Raw genomic sequence first — 17,794 nt, 5'->3', positions numbered from 1 at the left:
CGCCACGGCCACGCTGGTCAACCGCCCCGGCGAGGATTAAAGCACGGCGATGAACGTTTCCTCCGCCATCGTCCCGATCGCCGTCGGCGCCGTCGCCGTCGTGCTGCTGCTCGGCCTGATCAACATGCTGCGCGGCGGCAGCTCGAACACCTCGCAGAAGCTGATGCGGCTGCGCGTGGTGCTGCAGTTCATCGCGATCCTGGTGATCCTCGGCGTGCTCTGGTGGCGTGCCGGTTGATCATGACGCAGTGCGCAAGGGCGGCGTCGTCACATTGCGGCCACTACTCCCTGCGTTTTTCCAATCCTTGAAGCTCCGCTGAAAGCCCGTTTCCCTGTCATGGTTCGCGTCGCGTCGCTGTTCGCTGTCCTCTCGGTCCTGTCTGCGCCCGCGCTGGCGCAGAACGACCGTGGCGGCACCCGCGCGCTCGGCTATGCCCCCGCGACGGAAGCGCCGGCTCCCGCCTGGGAAGCCCGCTTCGGCCTCGGTGCCGCCAATCCCGGCGGGCGCGAGAGCGGCCTGCTCAATGTCGGCGGCGAACTCCTGACGCCGCGCATCGCCAGCCTGAACGACCGCCTCGCCAACGCTTTCGTCCCGCGCTTCCATCTCGGCTCCAGCCTCAACGTCAACGGCACGCAATACGCCTATGCCGGTGCGACCTGGACCTTCGACGTCTCGCAATCGGTTTTCCTCGAGGCGAGCCTTGGCGCCGCCGTCAACAATGGCAAGACCGGCTTCGTCGTTCCCGAGAACCGCCTGAATGTCGGCTGCAACGCCGGCGCGCGCAGCGCCGCCGCCCTCGGCTTCCGCCTCAGCGACCGCTGGAGCCTGATCGCGACGCTGGAGCATTTCAGCACCACCGGCTGCTCCGACAACCCCGTCGCCAATGCCGGCAATCCGCGCGGCCCCTCGAATTTCGGCGCCCGCCTCGGCTATACCTTCTGAACCGGCCATTCGGCGCCGGCTCATGGGAGGCGGCGTCATGAAGCTGCATGGCTATTTTCGCAGTTCGGCCGCCTGGCGCGTGCGGATCGCGCTCAATCTCAAGCGCCTCGACGTCGAGCACGTCTCGCACCATCTGCGCCATGGCGAGCAGCGCGACCCTGCCTATCTCGCCCTCAACCCGCAGGGGCTGGTGCCGACGCTGGAACTCGACGACGGCACGGCGCTGACCCAATCGCTCGCCATCATCGAATGGCTCGACGAGACCCATCCGGAACCGGGCCTGCTGCCGAAGAACCCTCTCGAGCGCGCCAAAGTCCGTGCCTTCGCCCAGGCGATCGCCTGCGACACCCATCCGGTGCAGAATCTCAAGGTGCTCAACCGCCTGCGCGAGCTCGGCCATGATGGCGACAGGGCCCTGGCCTGGGCGGCAAGCGTCAATGTCGACGGTCTGTCGGCCTGCGAACAGCTCGTGGCGAACACTCCCGGCCCGTTCTGCTTCGGCGATGGCCCCGGCCTCGCCGACATCTGCCTGGTGCCGCAGCTCGGCAATGCCCGGCGCTTCAAGGTCGATATCGCTCAATTCCCGCGCCTGCTGCGGGCGGAGGCGGCCGCGATGGAGCTTGCCGCCTTCCGCGATGCGACGCCCGACCGTCAGGCCGACGCAGAATAATGCGTCACCAGCGCCGATAGGGCCATGGCCCCCAATATGGGCCATAGAAGCCGGAGGCCTCCAGGCGCGCCCGGCGCGAGGCCGAGCGATCGAGATCGACCTCCATCAGGCAATTGGCGAAGCCCTCCGCACCCGGCTTGAACCCGTAGGAGCGGCAGCGTGCTTCATCCGCGCTGCGCTGCTCGGCCGCCGTCATGCAGCCGCCGAGCGCGGCTGCCAGCCCCAAAGCGATGAGCCATGTCGCACGCATCGTCAGATCCTCCAGGCCGTGCGGGATTCGCGGAGATCATGCCATGAAAGCAGCGCTTTGACGCCAGAGCATTTTCGAGCGAAGTGGCTACCGGTTCGCGTTAAGAAAATGCGATAAAACAAGGGCCTAGGACATTTCCGCGATTCGAAGAATTGCAGAAATGTTCTAACATTCAGGGACGGCCTGCGACGAGCGCCTGTTTCGGAAGCTTTTCCTGCTTTTTCAGAGCGAGGAGGCGAGCCGCCCGACTTCCGCCAGCACGGCTTCGCGCTCGGGGAATGCTGCAGACGCTTCCGCATAATAGGCCGTGACGACCAGCGGTGCTCGGCCGGGCGGCCAGATCACCCCGATGTCGTTGGTGGCGTTGTTGTTGCCGGTTCCGGTCTTGTCGCCGATGCGCCAGCCCTTCGGCACGCCGGCCCGCAGGCGCTTGTCGCCGGTCTTGTTGGCGACCAGCCAGGTCGTCAATTGCTGCCGCGAGGCCGGCGACAATGCCCCTCCGAGAACGGTCTGGCGTAGCACGCCGGCCATGGCGACCGGCGTCGTCGTATCGCGCGGATCGCCGGTTCTGGCCTCGTTGAGGTCCGGCTCGCGCCGGTCAAGCCGCGAGGCGTCGTCGCCCAGCGAGCGCATATAGGCCGTCAGCCCTTTCGGGCCGCCGAAGGAATCGAGCAGCAGGTTGCCGGCAGTGTTGTCGCTCAGCGTCACCGCCGCATCGCAGATCTCGGCGAGCGTGAGGCCCCTTTCGACATGTTTCTCGGTCACCGGCGAATAGGTGACGAGATCGGCCTTGCTGTAGCTCACGCGCCGCTCGAACTCCTCTTCGCCGCGATCGACCCGCGCCAGCACGCAGGCCGCGGCCACGAACTTGAACGTACTGCACATGGCGAAGCGCTCTTCGCCGCGATGGGCGACGATGCGGCCGTTGCCGCTGTCGAGAATGGCGACGCCGAGGCGCCCGCCATGCTTGCGGTCGAGCGCGAACAGGCCCTCGCGCAGCTTGTCTTCGCGCTCTTGCGCCAGACTGGGCAGGCAGCCCAGCATAGGAGCGGCCATCAGGGAGCCGATCAGCAGCTCTCGGCGTCGGATCATCGGTTGTCTCCATGCGCGAGCCCTCGTGCCCAAGCGGAATGCTGGCGCGTCAGGCAGAGATGGGTTTTGGGGAGGACGCCGCGTTCGAGGCAGCGGGGCAGTGCCCGCCGCCGTTCTCGCCGCAAGCTTGCCCAATCGCAAACGATGATATCTCTACGGAGCCATTAGATTTCCTAAGGCCTTGTCATGCTGCGCCCGCATCTCCCCTTGAACGCCCTGCGCGCGTTCGAGGCTTCGGCCCGTCATCTCAGCTTCACCAAGGCGGCGATCGAGCTCTGCGTCACCCAGGCCGCGATCAGCCATCAGGTGAAGGGGCTGGAGGAGAGGCTCGGTGTCGAGCTCTTCCGCCGCCTGCCGCGCGGCCTTGCCCTGACCGATGAAGGCCGCAGCCTGTTGCCGACGCTGCGTGAGAGCTTCGACCGCATCGCCGGGCTGCTCGAGCGCTTCGAGACCGGCAGGCCGGTCGAGGTCCTGAATGTCGGCGCGGTCGGTACCTTCGCGCTCGGCTGGCTGCTGCCGCGCCTTGCCGGCTTCCGGCTGGCTCATCCGGAGATCGACCTGCGCCTCACGACCAACAACAACCGCGTCGACCTCGCAGCCGAAGGGCTGGACTACGCCTTGCGCTTCGGCGGCGGCGCCTGGCACGGCACGGCGGCTCTGCGCCTGTTCGAGGCGCCGATGACGCCGGTCTGCGCCCCGGCGCTGACCGAAACGCTGCACCAGCCGGTTGATCTCGCCGACCATGCCCTGCTTCGCTCCTATCGTGCCGATGAGTGGACGCTGTGGAGCGAGGCGGCCGGCATCGAGCCCTTGCAGGCCCGCGGACCGGTCTTCGACAGCTCGATCGCCCTTGCCGAGGTCGCTGCGGCCGGCGAAGGCGTCGCACTGGTGCCGGCTCTGCTGTTCTCGCGCTATTTCGACGATGGCAGGCTGCTCCGCCCTTTTCCGATCGAGGTCTCGCTCGGCAGCTACTGGCTGACCTGGCTGCAATCGCGCTCGCTCACACCGGCCATGCTGGCCTTCCGCGACTGGCTCACCGATGAAAGCCGCAAAGGGATCGCGTCCCGGGCGGACTGACCGGCCAAAGCAAAACGGCCGCCCTGTCGGGCGGCCGTCTGTCCTTGAATCCAAGGAGAAAATGGTGGGCGCGACAGGGATCGAACCTGTGACCCCTACGATGTCAACGTAGTGCTCTCCCGCTGAGCTACGCGCCCGTTTCGCCCGAAAGCGTCCGGAACGACACCGGCCCGAGGGCGATATCGCTGCGAGGTGGAGGGGCTATAGCGGACACCTGCGCACCTTGCAAGGCGCTTCGTCGGCTTCTTTGCAAGAAGCTCTTGCTCGGCCCCTGCCCGGCCCTCACGCCGCCAGCAGCTTCTCGACCTCGTTGACCAGCTCGCGCAGGTGGAAGGGCTTCGACAGCACCTTGGCATCCTTCGGCGTCTGCGAATCGGGGTTGAGCGCCACCGCCGCGAAACCGGTGATGAACATCACCTTGATGTCGGGATCGAGCTCGGTGGCGCGGCGCGCCAGCTCTATTCCGTCCATCTCGGGCATGACGATGTCGGTCAGGAGCAGTTCGAACGGCTCCTCGCGCAGCCGGTTATAGGCCGATAGCCCGTTGTCGAACGAGGCGACGTCATAGCCTGCATTCTGCAGCGCCTTCACCAGGAAGCGGCGCATGTCGTTGTCGTCTTCGGCCAGGAGGATCTTGGTCATGGCGCCTTGCTTCGTCCGCGATGTTGCACCGAGCCCACGCCGCCCTGCCTTATTGGCCGGAAGCCGATTCGCTCGTTCGTCGTCCTTCGTACCGGGTGGCCGTCCCTGCCATTCCGGGTGTTGCCGGTCCAGCCCGGCGTGAGGCGAACTCGTCGCTCGCACACATCCGGATGGATCAGCCAGTTCTATTTGGCGACATTACGGTAAACAACCAGTGAAGGCTGGCTCGCCAGATGACGAAAGGTCAGGCCCTTCAATCGGCGGCAGCTTTGTGCTTGAGTTCGTCGACATGACGCTGCCAGCCGGATTCTCCTTTCCCCGCCCGGACGACGTGATCGCCGAGATCGAGCGGCCGTTCACGCTCCATCAGCCCGCGCTGCAGGTTGTCCCCGTCATCGTCGACGTGCCCCATGCCGGGCGGTGCTATCCGCGCGCCTTCGTCGAGGGCTCGCGCCTGCCGCTGCGGGCGCTGCGCCGCTCGGAGGACGCCTATGTCGACCTGCTCTTCTCCCATGCGGTCGCGCTCGGCGCGCCCCTGCTCGTCGCCGAGTTCCCGCGCGCCTTTCTCGACGCCAACCGCGAGCCCTATGAGCTTGATCCGCGCATGTTCGAGGGCCGGCTGCCCGGCTTCGCCAACACCCGCTCGTTGCGCGTCGCCGGCGGACTCGGCACGATCCCGCGCATCGTCGGCGAATCCTATGAGATCTATTCCGGCCGCATTCCGGTCGAGAATGCGCTCAGCCGTATCGAGGCGCTCTACCGGCCTTATCATGCCGGCCTGCGCCATCTGGTGAACCGCACGCAAGCCAGCTTCGGCAGCTGTATCCTGGTCGACGCCCATTCCATGCCCTCGGCCGGGCTCGACCGCGACGGCACCGCCAAGGCCGACATCATCCTCGGCGACCGCTTCGGCACCAGCGCCGCCAGCTTCGTCGTCGATGCGGCGGAACAGGCATTCGCGCGCGCCGGGCTCACCGTGACCCGCAACCGCCCCTATGCCGGCGGCTTCATCACCGAGCATTACGGAGCACCCGGCTCCGGCGTGCATGCCCTGCAGATCGAGGTCAGCCGCGGCCTCTACATGAACGAGGCGACACTCGAGCCGAGCAGCGGCTTTGCCGCGCTCCAGCAGGTGATCAGCGCCGCCATGGCCGAATGCTTCGCCCGCTGGAGCGGCTGGAGCGACGACTGGCGCCAGGCCGCGGAGTAAGCCTGCATCCTCGGCCAATCCCTTGAGGACAAAGAAAAAGGGCCGCGCACTTTCGTGGCGGCCCGAAGTCTAGGGAGGAAACGCCCAAGGAGGGCAACGAAGGTTTGAGGTCATCTCCCCTTCGCAGTGCACAATAGCGCATTGCGCTGCAAAAACGCAAGCCGAAACGCAGATATCGACATGCAGAAAATGCATGACGAACCGCACAATCGTCATGAACTGTCCGATTTCGCGGGATCGGCTGAAGCTGAACTGTCCCGACCTGATCGACCTCGACCGGGACGGCGCTTGTCATCCCGTGCGCCGCACAGCATGAAGGCGACAGGCCGGTCGAGCCGAAGGAACCCTGATGAGCGCGGTCGATTTCACGGAATTCGTCTCCCGGCTGGCGTCCCTGTCGGGCCAGGCGATCCTGCCCTTCTTCCGCGCCCGGCATACCACCGAGGACAAATCCGGCGGCGGCGTCTTCGATCCCGTGACCGAGGGCGATCGCGCCGGCGAAGACGTGATGCGCAACCTGATCAAGCGCACCTTCCCGGCCCATGGCATCCTCGGCGAGGAATTCGGCGCCGAGAATGCCGATGCAGACTATGTCTGGGTGCTCGACCCGATCGACGGCACCCGCGCCTTCATCTCCGGCATCCCGGTCTGGGGCACGCTGATCGGCCTGACCCGCAAGGGCGTGCCGGTCTACGGCATGATGAACCAGCCCTTCACCGGCGAGCGCTTCTCAGGCGACGGCCGCATGGCGCGCTATGAAGGGCCGAACGGACCGCGCGAACTTCATACTCGGCAGCTGACGAATCTCGCCGAGGCGACGTTGATGACCACGAGCCCGCACCTCTTCGTCGACGGGCAGAAAGCCGCTTACGACCGGGTCGAAAGCGCCGTCCGCATGGCGCGCTATGGCTGCGACTGCTACGCCTATTGCATGCTTGCCGCCGGCCATGTCGACCTCGTCATCGAAAGCGGGCTGAAGCCTTATGACATCGTCGCGCTGATCCCGATCATCGAGGGCGCCGGCGGCATCGTCACCTCATGGGACGGTGGCAGCGCCGCCCAGGGCGGCACCATCCTCGCCGCTGGCAACAAGGCCTTGCACCAGGCCGCTCTCGCCCTCCTGAACGGCTGACATCGGGGCCGGCGTCGCGACCGGCAATTCCTCGCCGGGGACGAAGGCGTCGAAGGCTGCCCAGAACTGCGCCCGGATCGCGTCGGTCTCCATCAGGATCTCGTGGCGCGCCGTCGGCAGCACCAGAGCGGAACCCGTCTTGAGCCTCGCCGCAAAGCGCTCGATCGCGGGCGTCGAGACCACGGGATCGCGCCCGGCGGCGACGACCAGCGTCGGCACCCTGACCTCGAGCGGCGCGCGCGGCTGCGCCAGCCGGTCCATCAACTGGAAGGCGGCGTAGATCCAGCCGACGCTGGGGTCGCCGATCGCAAGATCGCGCGCCGCGGCCGACAAGGCAGCGTTGCGGGCATAGCGGACGGGGTCCGAACTCAGCCGGTTGCCCTCGAACGGTTTGGTGCCGATCGCGGTATCGCCGCCGCCGGGCACGAAGGCCTTGCCGAAGCCGAGCCAATACAGCACCCGCGCCAGCCAGCGCGCGCCGCGCGGATTCTCGATCATGGCGATGCCGAGCATCGGCGCGATCGCGACCAACCGCTCCACCGGCAGCGCCTCGTGCCGGGCGGCGTCGAGGCAGAGTGCCGCGCCCATCGAGTGCGCAAGGACGAAATAGGGGGGCGGCAGGCGCTCCTGCATCTGCGCTACGACCAGCGCCAGATCGCGCTCATAATGCACCAACCGGCCGACATGCCCCTTGCGCTGCCGGCCTGTGAAGCGTTGCGAACCGCCTTGCCCGCGCCAGTCGAAGGTCAGGACATGAAAGCCGCGCCGGCGCAGCTCGGCGATCGTCTCGCTGTAGCGCTCGATGAACTCGGCTCGGCCCTGCACGACCAGGACGGTGCCCCTCTCCCGCCGCACGCTCGGGCGCCAGCTCGCCAGGCGCAGGCGCGCTTTGTCGGCGGTCTCGCCAAACCAGACCTTGCCGTGGCCGGGCACCGGGTAGTCCGGCTGATGGAAGAATTCGGCCTGCGTCATCGGCGCTCCGGAGTCACCCTGCTGTTATAGCGTCATCGCGGTAAAATTCCGTTGCCCTCCGGTGTCGGTCCGTCATTCCGGCCACAGCGAAGCAGAGCGCCGACATGACAGGCATTTTGCACGCGAGCGCGCTTCCATCAGGCGATTGATCTCACTGCGGTAGAGCTCTTGAAAAGCCGAAACCGCCACCCAGATCATTGCTGCGCAGGCCGTCAAGCGGCTGCGCGAGACCAAACCCGGCCCGCGCTCATGAGGAGGCGGGCTGACCCGAATGTCGCTTCCTTTGGAGGACAATCATGCGTTCTTATGACCTTTCCCCGCTCTATCGCTCGACCGTCGGCTTCGACCGCCTGTTCTCGCTGCTCGACCAGGCCACCAGCGTCGAGAATGCGCCGAGCTATCCCCCCTACAACATCGAGCGCATCTCCGAGAACGCCTACCGCATCTCGATCGCGGTCGCCGGTTTCGGTGAGGCCGACCTCTCGATCGAGAGCAAGGAGAACGCGCTGACCGTTCGCGGCGAGAAGAAAGCCGCCGAGGATGCCGAGAAGCGCGAAGTCCTGCATCAGGGCATCGCCGCCCGCGCCTTCGAGCGTCGCTTCCAGCTCGCCGACTATGTCCAGGTCACCGGCGCCAGCCTCGAGAACGGGCTGCTCCATATCGACCTCGTCCGCGAGATCCCCGAGGCCAAGAAGCCGCGCCTGATCCCGATCGGCGGCAGCACCCCCAAGGTGATCGAGGCCAGGAAGGCCGCGTAACCGATATCGGCGCGCAAGCACCGCAGATCTGAGACGCGAGAGCCTCCCCGGGAAACCGGGGAGGCTTTTTTGCCATGAGCGTCGATGGTTGAAGCGCCTCAGTTCGGATTGACCGGCGCTATCGGCGTTTCCGGCTTCGGCTGCGCCGTCTTCATCTCCTCGATCTGCACCGGCGGCAGGGTCGTGTCAGGCGTCGGAATGCCGCTCGGATGCGCCCGTGCCAGCGGCGGCAGGCGATCGGGCCCCTCGGCCCCACGGACATCCTGGGGATTGACCAGCTTCGGCTTGCCGATGTCCGCCGGCGCGACCGAGGGTACCGCAACCGGCTTCGTCGCGGGCGCTTCAGGTTTGGGCGCGGCCGGTGACGGCGGCGCGACGGTCGCCGGCGCGTTCGCCTCGGCCGGCGGCTGCGCCGGCTTCAACGCGGCCGGTCGCTCGGGCGGGCGCGGCGTCAGCTTCTTCTGCGCCGGACGCTCCTCCTCGCGCGGATCGAGCCTGACGACCCGCGGCGGCGGCTGCAGCACGATCCGGTCGATCAGCTCGCCATTGAAGCGGTCGATGATCAGCCGCACCCGCGATCCGTTCGCCGCCAGGCCGTCGACGACGATGGCAGAGCCGGTGCGCACCGTCCGCTGCACCTCGCGCAGGCCGAATTCCTGCGCCGCGATCCGTCCGACGGCCCGTGGCGGGATCGGCGCCGCCCGGCGCGGCGCATAGTCGTAGCGCGGGCCGTAGTCATCGTCGTAGTCGTAGCCGTAACGGGCGTAGCCACCGCCATAGTCGTCGAGCTGTGCCAGGGCCGGGCCGCTCGCACCGGCCATCACGGCCAGGACGGCAAGGCCAGCCATCCGACGGCGCAAGCGGCGCGGCGCGGCGGGCGAAACCAAAACTGCCATGGTCTGTCCTCTGTCAGACGAAATTCGCAGTCTTCAGTTCTTGATAAGGATTGCGGCGCGCTTGCGGCGTGAATCGGCTGGGAAACAGGCTCTTTCCGGCGTCTAGACGGTCGCGAGGACAGCGGCGAGCCTGTCGACCTCCTCTATCCGCGTCGCAAACGAGCAGACGAAGCGCCCGACGACCTCGCCAGGCTGGAGCGCCTGTCCCGCGGGCAGCGCACCATCCGACCAGGCGATGTACTGCGCGCCCTGCGCCGCCAGCGCGACCTGCGCCTGCGACGGCAATACCAGAAAGACCTCGTTCGCCTCGCAGGCCCAAGCCAGCCGCAGCTTGCCGGCGGACGCAACGGCATCGGCCAGGCGCCTGGCCATCGCATTCGCATGGCGGGCAAGGTCGAGCCAATGGCCGCTGGCGAGCAAACCCTCGAACTGCGCCCCGATCAACCGGCCCTTGGACAGGGTGTGCCCGGCGCGCTTGCGTCGCCACGGCATCTCATCCGCATCGGCCGGATCGAAGACGATCACGGCTTCGGCGGCGAAGGCGCCGTTCTTGGTGCCGCCGAAGGACAGCACGTCGACGCCCGCCCGCCAGGTGATCTCGGCGGGCGCGCAAGCCAGCGCCGCGACCGCATTGGCGAAGCGGGCGCCGTCCATATGCAGCTTCAGCCTGCGCGGCGCGACCGCCTGCTTCAGCGCCGCGATCTCCTCCGCCCTGTAGACCAGCCCGCACTCGGTCGCCTGCGTGATCGACAGCATCTGCGGCTGGACCTGATGCACGGCGCCCGCGCGCAGGCGCGCGAGCTGGTCGATGACGACCTCCGGCGCGAGCTTGCAGCCATCGCCGGGCAAGCCGACGATCTTGGCCCCGCCGGTGAAGAATTCGGGCGCGCCGCATTCGTCGGCGGCGATATGCGCCTCGTGATGGCAGAGCACCGCCCCCCAGGGCTGGACCAGGCTCGCCAACGCCAGGGAATTCGCCGCCGTGCCGGTCGTGACCAGGAAGACCGCGACCTCCCGCTCGAACAAATCGGCGAACAGCCCTTCGACCCGCCTGGTCCAGGCATCGTTGCCATAGCCGGCGGCGAAGCCGTCATTGGCCGCCGCCATTGCCTGCATCACCGGCGCGCTCGCCCCGGCCAGATTGTCGCTGATGAAGTTCATGGAGATATCCGGCGGGCCGCTGCAGGATTTTGAGGGATAAGCAGCCGCCGGGCGCAGCGCAATCGATGCTGGAGCCCGTTCCGATCTGCTTGAAGCGCAGGCCCGATGGGAAAAGGCGGCCACCATACCGGAAGCAGATGGCCAATCCGGCTGCGGCGCAGGCAGGCCCGATTCCCTGCGATTGACAACTTCCGGCTTGGCTAGCCAGCCACCATGATGTGAAAATGTCCGGACAGCGATGAAGGTCGCAATAAAATGTCGCCGCGACGCAAAATCGGCGCTTGTGCCCAGATTGGAATTCTGGCAAGGTCAAGGCAATAGGACAGCGATGCTGTCCCATTTTCGAAGCGGGCCTCGCCGAGGCCCCGGCGCAGGCGGATGGAGCGGACGATGACGGGAGGTACGGCAAACAAAGCCAAAGCCAACCGTACGACGCGCGCCGCCCGCAAAACGGCGGCGTGACCAGGCGCGGCAGGGCTTGACGCCCGAGGCGCCTGCGGAGGACGCGGGCGCAAGACAAGACCAGCGCAAGCAACCTTCGCAAACCGAGAATAAACCCGGACCGGCCCGATCCTTGCTCGGCAAGGTGGAAGCCGGAGCGGCGGTGGACTTTGGCGGGCTCCCCAGCCGATGCTGCGGGACCGAAGGCGGGCGGAGGCGACGATGAGCGAGAGCAGGAAGGCGAGCGCGATGGCCAACACCACTGCTAAAGTTGCCACCACGACGACGGCCGCTTTCGAGCGTTTCCCCGAGGTGCGCGACCCGGCCATGCCGGCCCGCCAGGGCCTCTATGACCCGTCCTATGAGAAGGACTCCTGCGGCGTCGGCTTCATCGCCGACATGAAGAACCGCAAGAGCCATGCGATCGTCGCGCAGGGCCTGCAGATCCTGCACAACATCGACCATCGCGGCGCGGTCGGCGCCGACCCCAAGCTCGGCGATGGCTGCGGCATCCTCACCCAGATCCCGCATCGCTTCTTCAAGGAAGAATGCGCCGGGATCGGCATCGAGCTGCCCGAGCCCGGTCACTACGCCATCGGCCAGTTCTTCATGCCGCAGGAGGCAGACAACCGCGCCGTCTGCGAGGAGATCGTCGCCCAGACCGTCGAGGAGGAAGGGCTGATCTTCCTGGGCTGGCGCGACGTGCCGGTGGACAACAACGATCTCGGCGAGGCCGTCAAGGAGACCGAGCCCTGCCATCGCCAGATCTTCGTCGGCCGCCCGGCCGAGATCACCGACGAGGACGAGTTCGAGCGGCAGGTCTACGTCCTCAGAAAGTCGGTCTCGAACAAGGTCTACAAGCGCCATGACCGGGCGACCGCGACCTATTACCCGGTCTCCTTCTCCTGCCGGACGATCGTCTACAAGGGCATGGTGCTGGTCACCCAGCTTGGCGCCTACTTCAAGGACCTGACCGACGAACGCTTCGAGAGCGCGCTCGCCCTCGTCCACCAGCGCTTCGCCACCAACACCTTCCCGTCCTGGCGCCTCGCCCACCCCTACCGGATGGTCGCCCATAACGGCGAAATCAACACGTTGCGCGGCAACGTCAACTGGATGGCGGCCCGCCAGGCCTCGGTCGATTCCGAGCTCTTCGGCGCCGACATCTCCAAGCTCTGGCCGATCTCCTATGAGGGCCAGTCCGACACCGCCTGCTTCGACAACGCCCTCGAATTCCTGGTCCAGGGCGGTTATTCGCTCGCCCACGCCATGATGATGCTGGTGCCGGAGGCCTGGGCCGGCAACCCGCTGATGGATGAGAGCCGGCGCGCCTTCTACGAATACCATGCGGCCCTGATGGAGCCGTGGGACGGCCCGGCCGCGATCGCCTTCACCGACGGCCGCCAGATCGGCGCGACGCTCGACCGCAACGGCCTGCGCCCCGCCCGCTATCTCGTCACCGACGACGGCCTCGTCGTGCTCGCCTCGGAGTTCGGCGTGCTGCCGATCCCGGAGGAGAAGATCGTCCAGAAGTGGCGGCTCCAGCCCGGCAAGATGCTGCTGATCGATCTCGAGGAGGGCCGCATCATCGGCGACGACGAGATCAAGAGCACCCTCTGCCTCGCCAACCCCTACAAGGACTGGCTGAAGCGCACCCAGATCGTGCTGGAGGAGCTGCCGCCGGTCGAGGCACGCGCCTCGCGCACCGACGTCGCCTTGCTCGATCGCCAGCAATCCTTCGGTTACACCCAGGAAGACACCAGGATCCTGATGGCGCCGATGGCGGTGACCGGCCAGGAAGCCGTCGGCTCGATGGGGACCGACACCCCGATCTCGGCGCTCTCCTCGAAGTCGAAGCTGCTCTACACCTATTTCAAGCAGAACTTCGCCCAGGTCACCAACCCGGCGATCGACCCGATCCGCGAGGAGCTCGTGATGAGCCTCCTCTCCTTCATCGGCCCGCGGCCGAACATCCTCGACCTCGAAGGCACCTCGCGCCGCAAGCGCCTGGAAGTGCGCCAGCCGATCCTGACCAATGACGATCTCGAGAAGATCCGCTGCATCGGTCACTACGAGGATCGCTTCGACACCAAGACGCTCGACATCACCTATCCGACCCGCGAGGGCGCGGCCGGCATGGAGGGCGCGATCGAGCGCCTGTGCGAGCGCGCGGAAGCGGCCGTCCATGGTGGCTACAACATCATCATCCTCTCCGACCGCCAGGTCGGGCCCGACCGCATCCCGATCCCGGCGCTGCTGGCGACGGCAGCGGTCCATCATCACCTGATCCGCAAGGGCCTGCGCACCTCGGTCGGCCTCGTCATCGAATCCGGCGAACCGCGCGAGATCCACCACTTCGCCCTGCTCGCGGGCTTCGGCGCCGAAGCGATCAACCCCTATCTCGCCTTCGAGACGCTCGAAGCGCTGTTCGAGGCCGGCGAATTCCCGCCGGAGGTCGACCGCTACGAGGTGGTCAAGCGCTTCATCAAGTCGGTCGGCAAGGGGCTGCTCAAGGTCATGTCCAAGATGGGCATCTCGACCTACCAGTCCTATTGCGGCGCCCAGATCTTCGACGCCGTCGGCCTGCGCACCGAGTTCATCGACAAGTACTTCACCGGCACCATCTCCTCGATCGAGGGCGTCGGTCTCGCCGAGATCGCCGAGGAGAGCGTGCGCCGCCATCGCGACGCCTTCGGCGGCTCGCCGATCTATCGCGACGCGCTCGACATCGGCGGCGAATACGCCTTCCGCCTGCGCGGCGAGGCGCATGCCTGGACGCCGGAGAACATCGCGCTGCTCCAGCACGCCGTGCGCGGCAACGCCCGCGACAAGTTCAAGGCCTATTCCGACCTGGTCAACGACCAGAGCGAGAAGCTCTCGACCATTCGCGGCCTGTTCCACGTCAAGATGGCCGACGAGCTCGGCCGCAAGCCGATCCCTCTGGACGAGGTCGAGAGCGCAGCCTCGATCGTCAAGCGCTTCTCCACAGGCGCCATGTCCTTCGGCTCGATCAGCCATGAGGCGCATTCGACGCTGGCGCTCGCCATGAACGCGATCGGCGGCAAGTCGAACACCGGCGAGGGCGGCGAGGAGCCGGAGCGCTTCAAGCCGCTGCCGGACGGGCGCTCGATGCGCTCGGCGATCAAGCAGGTCGCTTCGGGTCGCTTCGGCGTCACCACCGAATACCTCGTCAACTCGCAGATGATGCAGATCAAGGTCTCGCAGGGCGCCAAGCCCGGCGAGGGCGGCCAGCTGCCCGGCCACAAGGTCGATGCCCGCATCGCCAAGGTCCGGCATTCGACCCCGGGCGTCGGCCTGATCTCGCCGCCGCCGCACCACGACATCTATTCGATCGAGGATCTCGCCCAGCTGATCTTCGACCTGAAGAACGTCAATCCGGCGGCGGACGTCTCGGTCAAGCTCGTCTCCGAGCTCGGCGTCGGCACCGTCGCCGCCGGCGTCGCCAAGGCGCGCGCCGACCACATCACCATCGCCGGCTACGAGGGCGGCACCGGCGCTTCGCCGCTGACCTCGATCAAGCATGCGGGATCGCCCTGGGAGATCGGCCTCGCCGAGACCCACCAGATCCTGGTGATGAACAAGCTGCGCGGCCGCATCGCCCTCCAGGTCGACGGCGGCCTGCGCACCGGCCGCGACATCGTCGTCGGCGCGCTGCTCGGGGCCGACGAGTTCGGCTTCGCCACGGCGCCGCTGATCGCAGCCGGCTGCATCATGATGCGCAAGTGCCATCTCAACACCTGCCCGGTCGGGGTCGCCACCCAGGACCCGGTGCTGCGCAAGCGCTTCAAGGGCCAGCCCGAGCACGTCATCAACTTCTTCTTCTTCCTCGCCGAGGACGTGCGCGAGATCATGGCGCAGATGGGCGTCAAGAGCTTCGACGAGCTCGTCGGCCGCTCCGACTGGCTCGACAAGAAGGAAGCCATCGACCACTGGAAGGCCAAGGGGCTCGACTTCGCCCGCATCTTCCACAAGCCGGAGCCGGGCAAGGGCGTCGCCATCCGCAATGTCGAGCGCCAGCACCACCCGATCGAGTCGGTGCTCGACCGCACGCTGATCGCCAAGGCCGGCGCCTCGCTCGACAGCGGCGCTCCGGTCGTGATCGAGAGCACCATCCGCAATGTGGACCGCTCGACCGGCGCGATGATCTCGGGCGAGATCGCCAAGCGCCATGGCGGGCTCGGCCTGCCGGACGACACGATCACGGTGAAGCTGACCGGCACGGCTGGCCAGAGCTTCGGCGCCTGGGTTACGTCCGGCGTGACGCTCGATCTCACCGGCCAGGCCAACGACTATGTCGGCAAAGGCCTTTCGGGCGGCAAGCTGATTATCCGCCCTGATCCGAAGTCGCAGGCGCTCGCCGAGGAGGCAATCATCGTCGGCAACACTGTGCTCTACGGCGCGATCTCCGGCGAATGCTACTTCCGCGGCGTCGCCGGCGAGCGCTTCGCCGTGCGCAATTCCGGCGCGATCGCCGTGGTCGAGGGCACCGGCGACCATGGCTGCGAATACATGACCGGCGGCGTCGTCGTCGTGCTCGGCCAGACCGGGCGCAACTTCGCGGCCGGCATGTCGGGCGGCATCGCCTATGTCCTCGACGAGGACAGGAGCTTCGCCAAGCGCTGCAACCTCTCCATGGTCGATCTCGAGCCGGTGCCGGAGGAGGAGGAGCTGACCCAGCGCCTCTACCATCATGGCGGCGACCTCGAGTTCAAGGGCCGCATCGACGTCATGGCCAACATGTCCGGCTATGACGCCGAGCGCCTGCACCAGCTCATCGCCAACCACCTGAAATACACCGGGTCGGCGCGAGCACAGGCGATCCTGGAGAACTGGGCGGACTACCTGCCCAAATTCGTCAAGGTCATGCCGGTCGAGTACCGGCGCGCACTACTGGAAATCGAGCGGGCCCAGGCCGGCGTCTCGGTCGCGGCGGAGTGAGACGATGGGCAAGGTAACCGGCTTTCTCGAGATTGATCGTCGCGACCGGAAGTATCGTCCGGCCTCGGACCGTATCCGCAACTACAAGGAGTTCGTGATCCCGCTCGGCCGGGAGGCGACCCGCGACCAGGCGGCGCGCTGCATGAACTGCGGCATCCCGTATTGTCACAATGGCTGCCCGGTCAACAACCAGATCCCGGACTGGAACGATCTCGTCTACAACGACAAGTGGCAGGAAGCGCTCGGCAACCTGCACTCGACCAACAACTTCCCCGAGTTCACCGGCCGCGTCTGCCCCGCCCCGTGCGAGGCGTCGTGCACGCTGAACCTCGAGGACACCCCGGTCACGATCAAGTCGATCGAATGCGCGATCGTCGACAAGGGCTGGGAAGAAGGCTGGATCGTTCCTGAGCCGGCCGAGGTCAAGACCGGAAAAAAGATCGCGATCATCGGCTCCGGCCCGGCAGGCCTCGCCGCCGCCCAGCAGCTCGCCCGCGTCGGCCACGAGGTCCATGTCTATGAGCGCCAGGGCCGCGCCGGTGGCCTGCTGCGCTATGGCATTCCCGACTTCAAGATGGAGAAGTCGCATGTCGATCGGCGCGTCGCCCAGATGGAGGCCGAAGGCGTCGTCTTCCATTACGGCGTCAATGTCGGCGTCGACATCGAACCGCAGGAACTGCTCGCTCAGTACGACGCGATCGGCCTGACCGGCGGCGCCGAGAAGCCGCGCGACCTGCCGATCGAGGGCCGCGACCTCGACGGCGTCCAGTTCGCCATGGACTTCCTGCCGCAGCAGAACCGCCGCAATGGCGGCGAGCCTGACACGACGGGCAACGCCCGGCCGATCCTCGCCGGCGGCAAGCATGTCGTCGTCATCGGCGGCGGCGACACCGGCTCGGACTGCATCGGCACCTCGGTGCGCCAGGGCGCGCTCTCGGTCACCCAGCTCGAGATCATGCCGCAGCCGCCGGAAAAGGAGAACAAGGCGCTGACCTGGCCGAACTGGCCGCTGAAGCTGCGGACGTCCTCCAGCCATGAGGAAGGCGCCGAGCGCGACTTCGCGGTCGGCACCGTCAAGTTCACCGGCGAGAACGGCAAGGTGAAGACGCTGCACTGCACCAAGGTCGATGCCAGCTTCAAGCCGATCGCGGGCACTGAGTTCCAGCTCAAGGCCGATCTCGTCCTGCTCGCCATGGGCTTCGTCTCGCCCGTGCATGACGGCCTGCTCGAGAAGCTCGGCGTCAAGCTCGACGGCCGCGGCAATGTCGAAGCCAACATGCTGGCCTACAAGACCTCGGTCGAGAAGGTCTTCGCCGCCGGCGACATGCGCCGCGGCCAGTCGCTGGTGGTCTGGGCGATCCGCGAGGGCCGCCAGATGGCCCACGCGATCGACAAGCACCTGATGGGCGAGACCATCCTGCCGCGCTGAGCGGCTGGAGTAATCGGTAAGCACAGAGCGGAATGAAGGGCGCGTGAACCCTTCTCCCGTGTGGGAGAAGGGCAGGGATGAGGGCCTGCCTTATCCGTAGAAGGCGCAACGGCGCCGCCTCGCCCGAATAATCAGCGGCGGTCCCTCACCCCTGCCCCTCTC

General features: G+C 66.9%; 15 protein-coding genes and 1 tRNA gene. 9 read left to right on the top strand and 7 right to left on the bottom strand.

What is annotated here, in order from left to right; genetic code table 11:
• The first annotated feature begins 49 nt into the window (after positions 1 to 49).
• The 3 genes from V7S63_RS11350 to maiA all read left to right on the top strand — a co-directional run bounded on the left by V7S63_RS11350 (position 50) and on the right by maiA (position 1,613).
• The gene (locus V7S63_RS11350) at positions 50 to 238 is read left to right on the top strand and encodes a twin transmembrane helix small protein (RefSeq protein WP_091838089.1); all 189 of its coding nucleotides are present in this window, start codon (positions 50 to 52) and stop codon (positions 236 to 238) included.
• Between the two features lie 99 nt (positions 239 to 337).
• Positions 338 to 943, top strand: a complete 606-nt coding sequence (locus tag V7S63_RS11345; RefSeq protein WP_336530295.1) for an acyloxyacyl hydrolase — start codon at positions 338 to 340, stop codon at positions 941 to 943.
• A 37-nt stretch (positions 944 to 980) separates the two neighbouring features.
• The gene (gene maiA, locus V7S63_RS11340; RefSeq protein ID WP_336530294.1) at positions 981 to 1,613 is read left to right on the top strand and encodes a maleylacetoacetate isomerase; all 633 of its coding nucleotides are present in this window, start codon (positions 981 to 983) and stop codon (positions 1,611 to 1,613) included.
• A gap of 4 nt (positions 1,614 to 1,617) precedes the next feature.
• On the opposite strand, the gene V7S63_RS11335 is transcribed toward maiA, so the two are convergent.
• On the bottom strand, positions 1,618 to 1,869 hold the full coding sequence (locus V7S63_RS11335; RefSeq protein ID WP_442896464.1) for a hypothetical protein: 252 nt from the start codon (positions 1,867 to 1,869) through the stop codon (positions 1,618 to 1,620).
• A gap of 216 nt (positions 1,870 to 2,085) precedes the next feature.
• Positions 2,086 to 2,955, bottom strand: coding sequence for a class A beta-lactamase (gene bla / locus V7S63_RS11330; RefSeq protein ID WP_336530293.1), 870 nt, complete (start codon positions 2,953 to 2,955; stop codon positions 2,086 to 2,088).
• 186 nt (positions 2,956 to 3,141) lie between these two features.
• Between bla and V7S63_RS11325 the strand changes: the two genes are divergently transcribed.
• The gene (locus tag V7S63_RS11325) at positions 3,142 to 4,032 is read left to right on the top strand and encodes a LysR family transcriptional regulator (protein ID WP_336530292.1); all 891 of its coding nucleotides are present in this window, start codon (positions 3,142 to 3,144) and stop codon (positions 4,030 to 4,032) included.
• 62 nt (positions 4,033 to 4,094) lie between these two features.
• Here V7S63_RS11325 and V7S63_RS11320 read toward each other — a convergent pair.
• Positions 4,095 to 4,169: transfer RNA gene (locus V7S63_RS11320), tRNA-Val, on the bottom strand.
• Between the two features lie 145 nt (positions 4,170 to 4,314).
• Complete coding sequence (gene cpdR / locus V7S63_RS11315; protein ID WP_038363805.1) at positions 4,315 to 4,674, bottom strand: cell cycle two-component system response regulator CpdR; 360 nt, start codon at positions 4,672 to 4,674, stop codon at positions 4,315 to 4,317.
• Positions 4,675 to 4,963: 289 nt separating this feature from the next.
• Here cpdR and V7S63_RS11310 point away from each other — a divergent pair, with 289 nt between their 5' ends.
• Entirely contained in the window at positions 4,964 to 5,884 is a 921-nt protein-coding gene (locus tag V7S63_RS11310; protein WP_091838103.1) for an N-formylglutamate amidohydrolase, read from the top strand.
• A gap of 349 nt (positions 5,885 to 6,233) precedes the next feature.
• Positions 6,234 to 7,016, top strand: a complete 783-nt coding sequence (hisN, locus tag V7S63_RS11305; protein ID WP_336530291.1) for a histidinol-phosphatase — start codon at positions 6,234 to 6,236, stop codon at positions 7,014 to 7,016.
• Here hisN and V7S63_RS11300 read toward each other — a convergent pair.
• Positions 6,921 to 7,988, bottom strand: coding sequence for an alpha/beta hydrolase (locus tag V7S63_RS11300; protein WP_336530290.1), 1,068 nt, complete (start codon positions 7,986 to 7,988; stop codon positions 6,921 to 6,923). The genes hisN and V7S63_RS11300 overlap by 96 nt on opposite strands.
• Before the next feature lie 296 nt (positions 7,989 to 8,284).
• Between V7S63_RS11300 and V7S63_RS11295 the strand changes: the two genes are divergently transcribed.
• Positions 8,285 to 8,746 (top strand): Hsp20 family protein, encoded by a 462-nt coding sequence (locus V7S63_RS11295; RefSeq protein ID WP_091838111.1) that lies wholly within the window; start codon positions 8,285 to 8,287, stop codon positions 8,744 to 8,746.
• Between the two features lie 98 nt (positions 8,747 to 8,844).
• On the opposite strand, the gene V7S63_RS11290 is transcribed toward V7S63_RS11295, so the two are convergent.
• Positions 8,845 to 9,642, bottom strand: coding sequence for a hypothetical protein (locus tag V7S63_RS11290; RefSeq protein WP_336530289.1), 798 nt, complete (start codon positions 9,640 to 9,642; stop codon positions 8,845 to 8,847).
• A 102-nt stretch (positions 9,643 to 9,744) separates the two neighbouring features.
• Complete coding sequence (locus tag V7S63_RS11285; RefSeq protein WP_336530288.1) at positions 9,745 to 10,803, bottom strand: threonine aldolase family protein; 1,059 nt, start codon at positions 10,801 to 10,803, stop codon at positions 9,745 to 9,747.
• A 663-nt stretch (positions 10,804 to 11,466) separates the two neighbouring features.
• Here V7S63_RS11285 and gltB point away from each other — a divergent pair.
• Positions 11,467 to 16,203 (top strand): glutamate synthase large subunit, encoded by a 4,737-nt coding sequence (gene gltB / locus V7S63_RS11280; RefSeq protein ID WP_442896453.1) that lies wholly within the window; start codon positions 11,467 to 11,469, stop codon positions 16,201 to 16,203.
• A 4-nt stretch (positions 16,204 to 16,207) separates the two neighbouring features.
• Positions 16,208 to 17,632: a glutamate synthase subunit beta gene (locus tag V7S63_RS11275; protein WP_091838122.1), complete on the top strand. Its 1,425-nt coding sequence runs from the start codon at positions 16,208 to 16,210 to the stop codon at positions 17,630 to 17,632.
• The last annotated feature ends 162 nt before the right edge of the window (positions 17,633 to 17,794 follow it).

Source organism: Allobosea sp. CCNWLY174, assembly GCF_037120455.1.
Taxonomy (GTDB): domain Bacteria; phylum Pseudomonadota; class Alphaproteobacteria; order Rhizobiales; family Beijerinckiaceae; genus Allobosea; species Allobosea lupini.
This window is presented reverse-complemented; position numbering and strand designations above follow the sequence as displayed.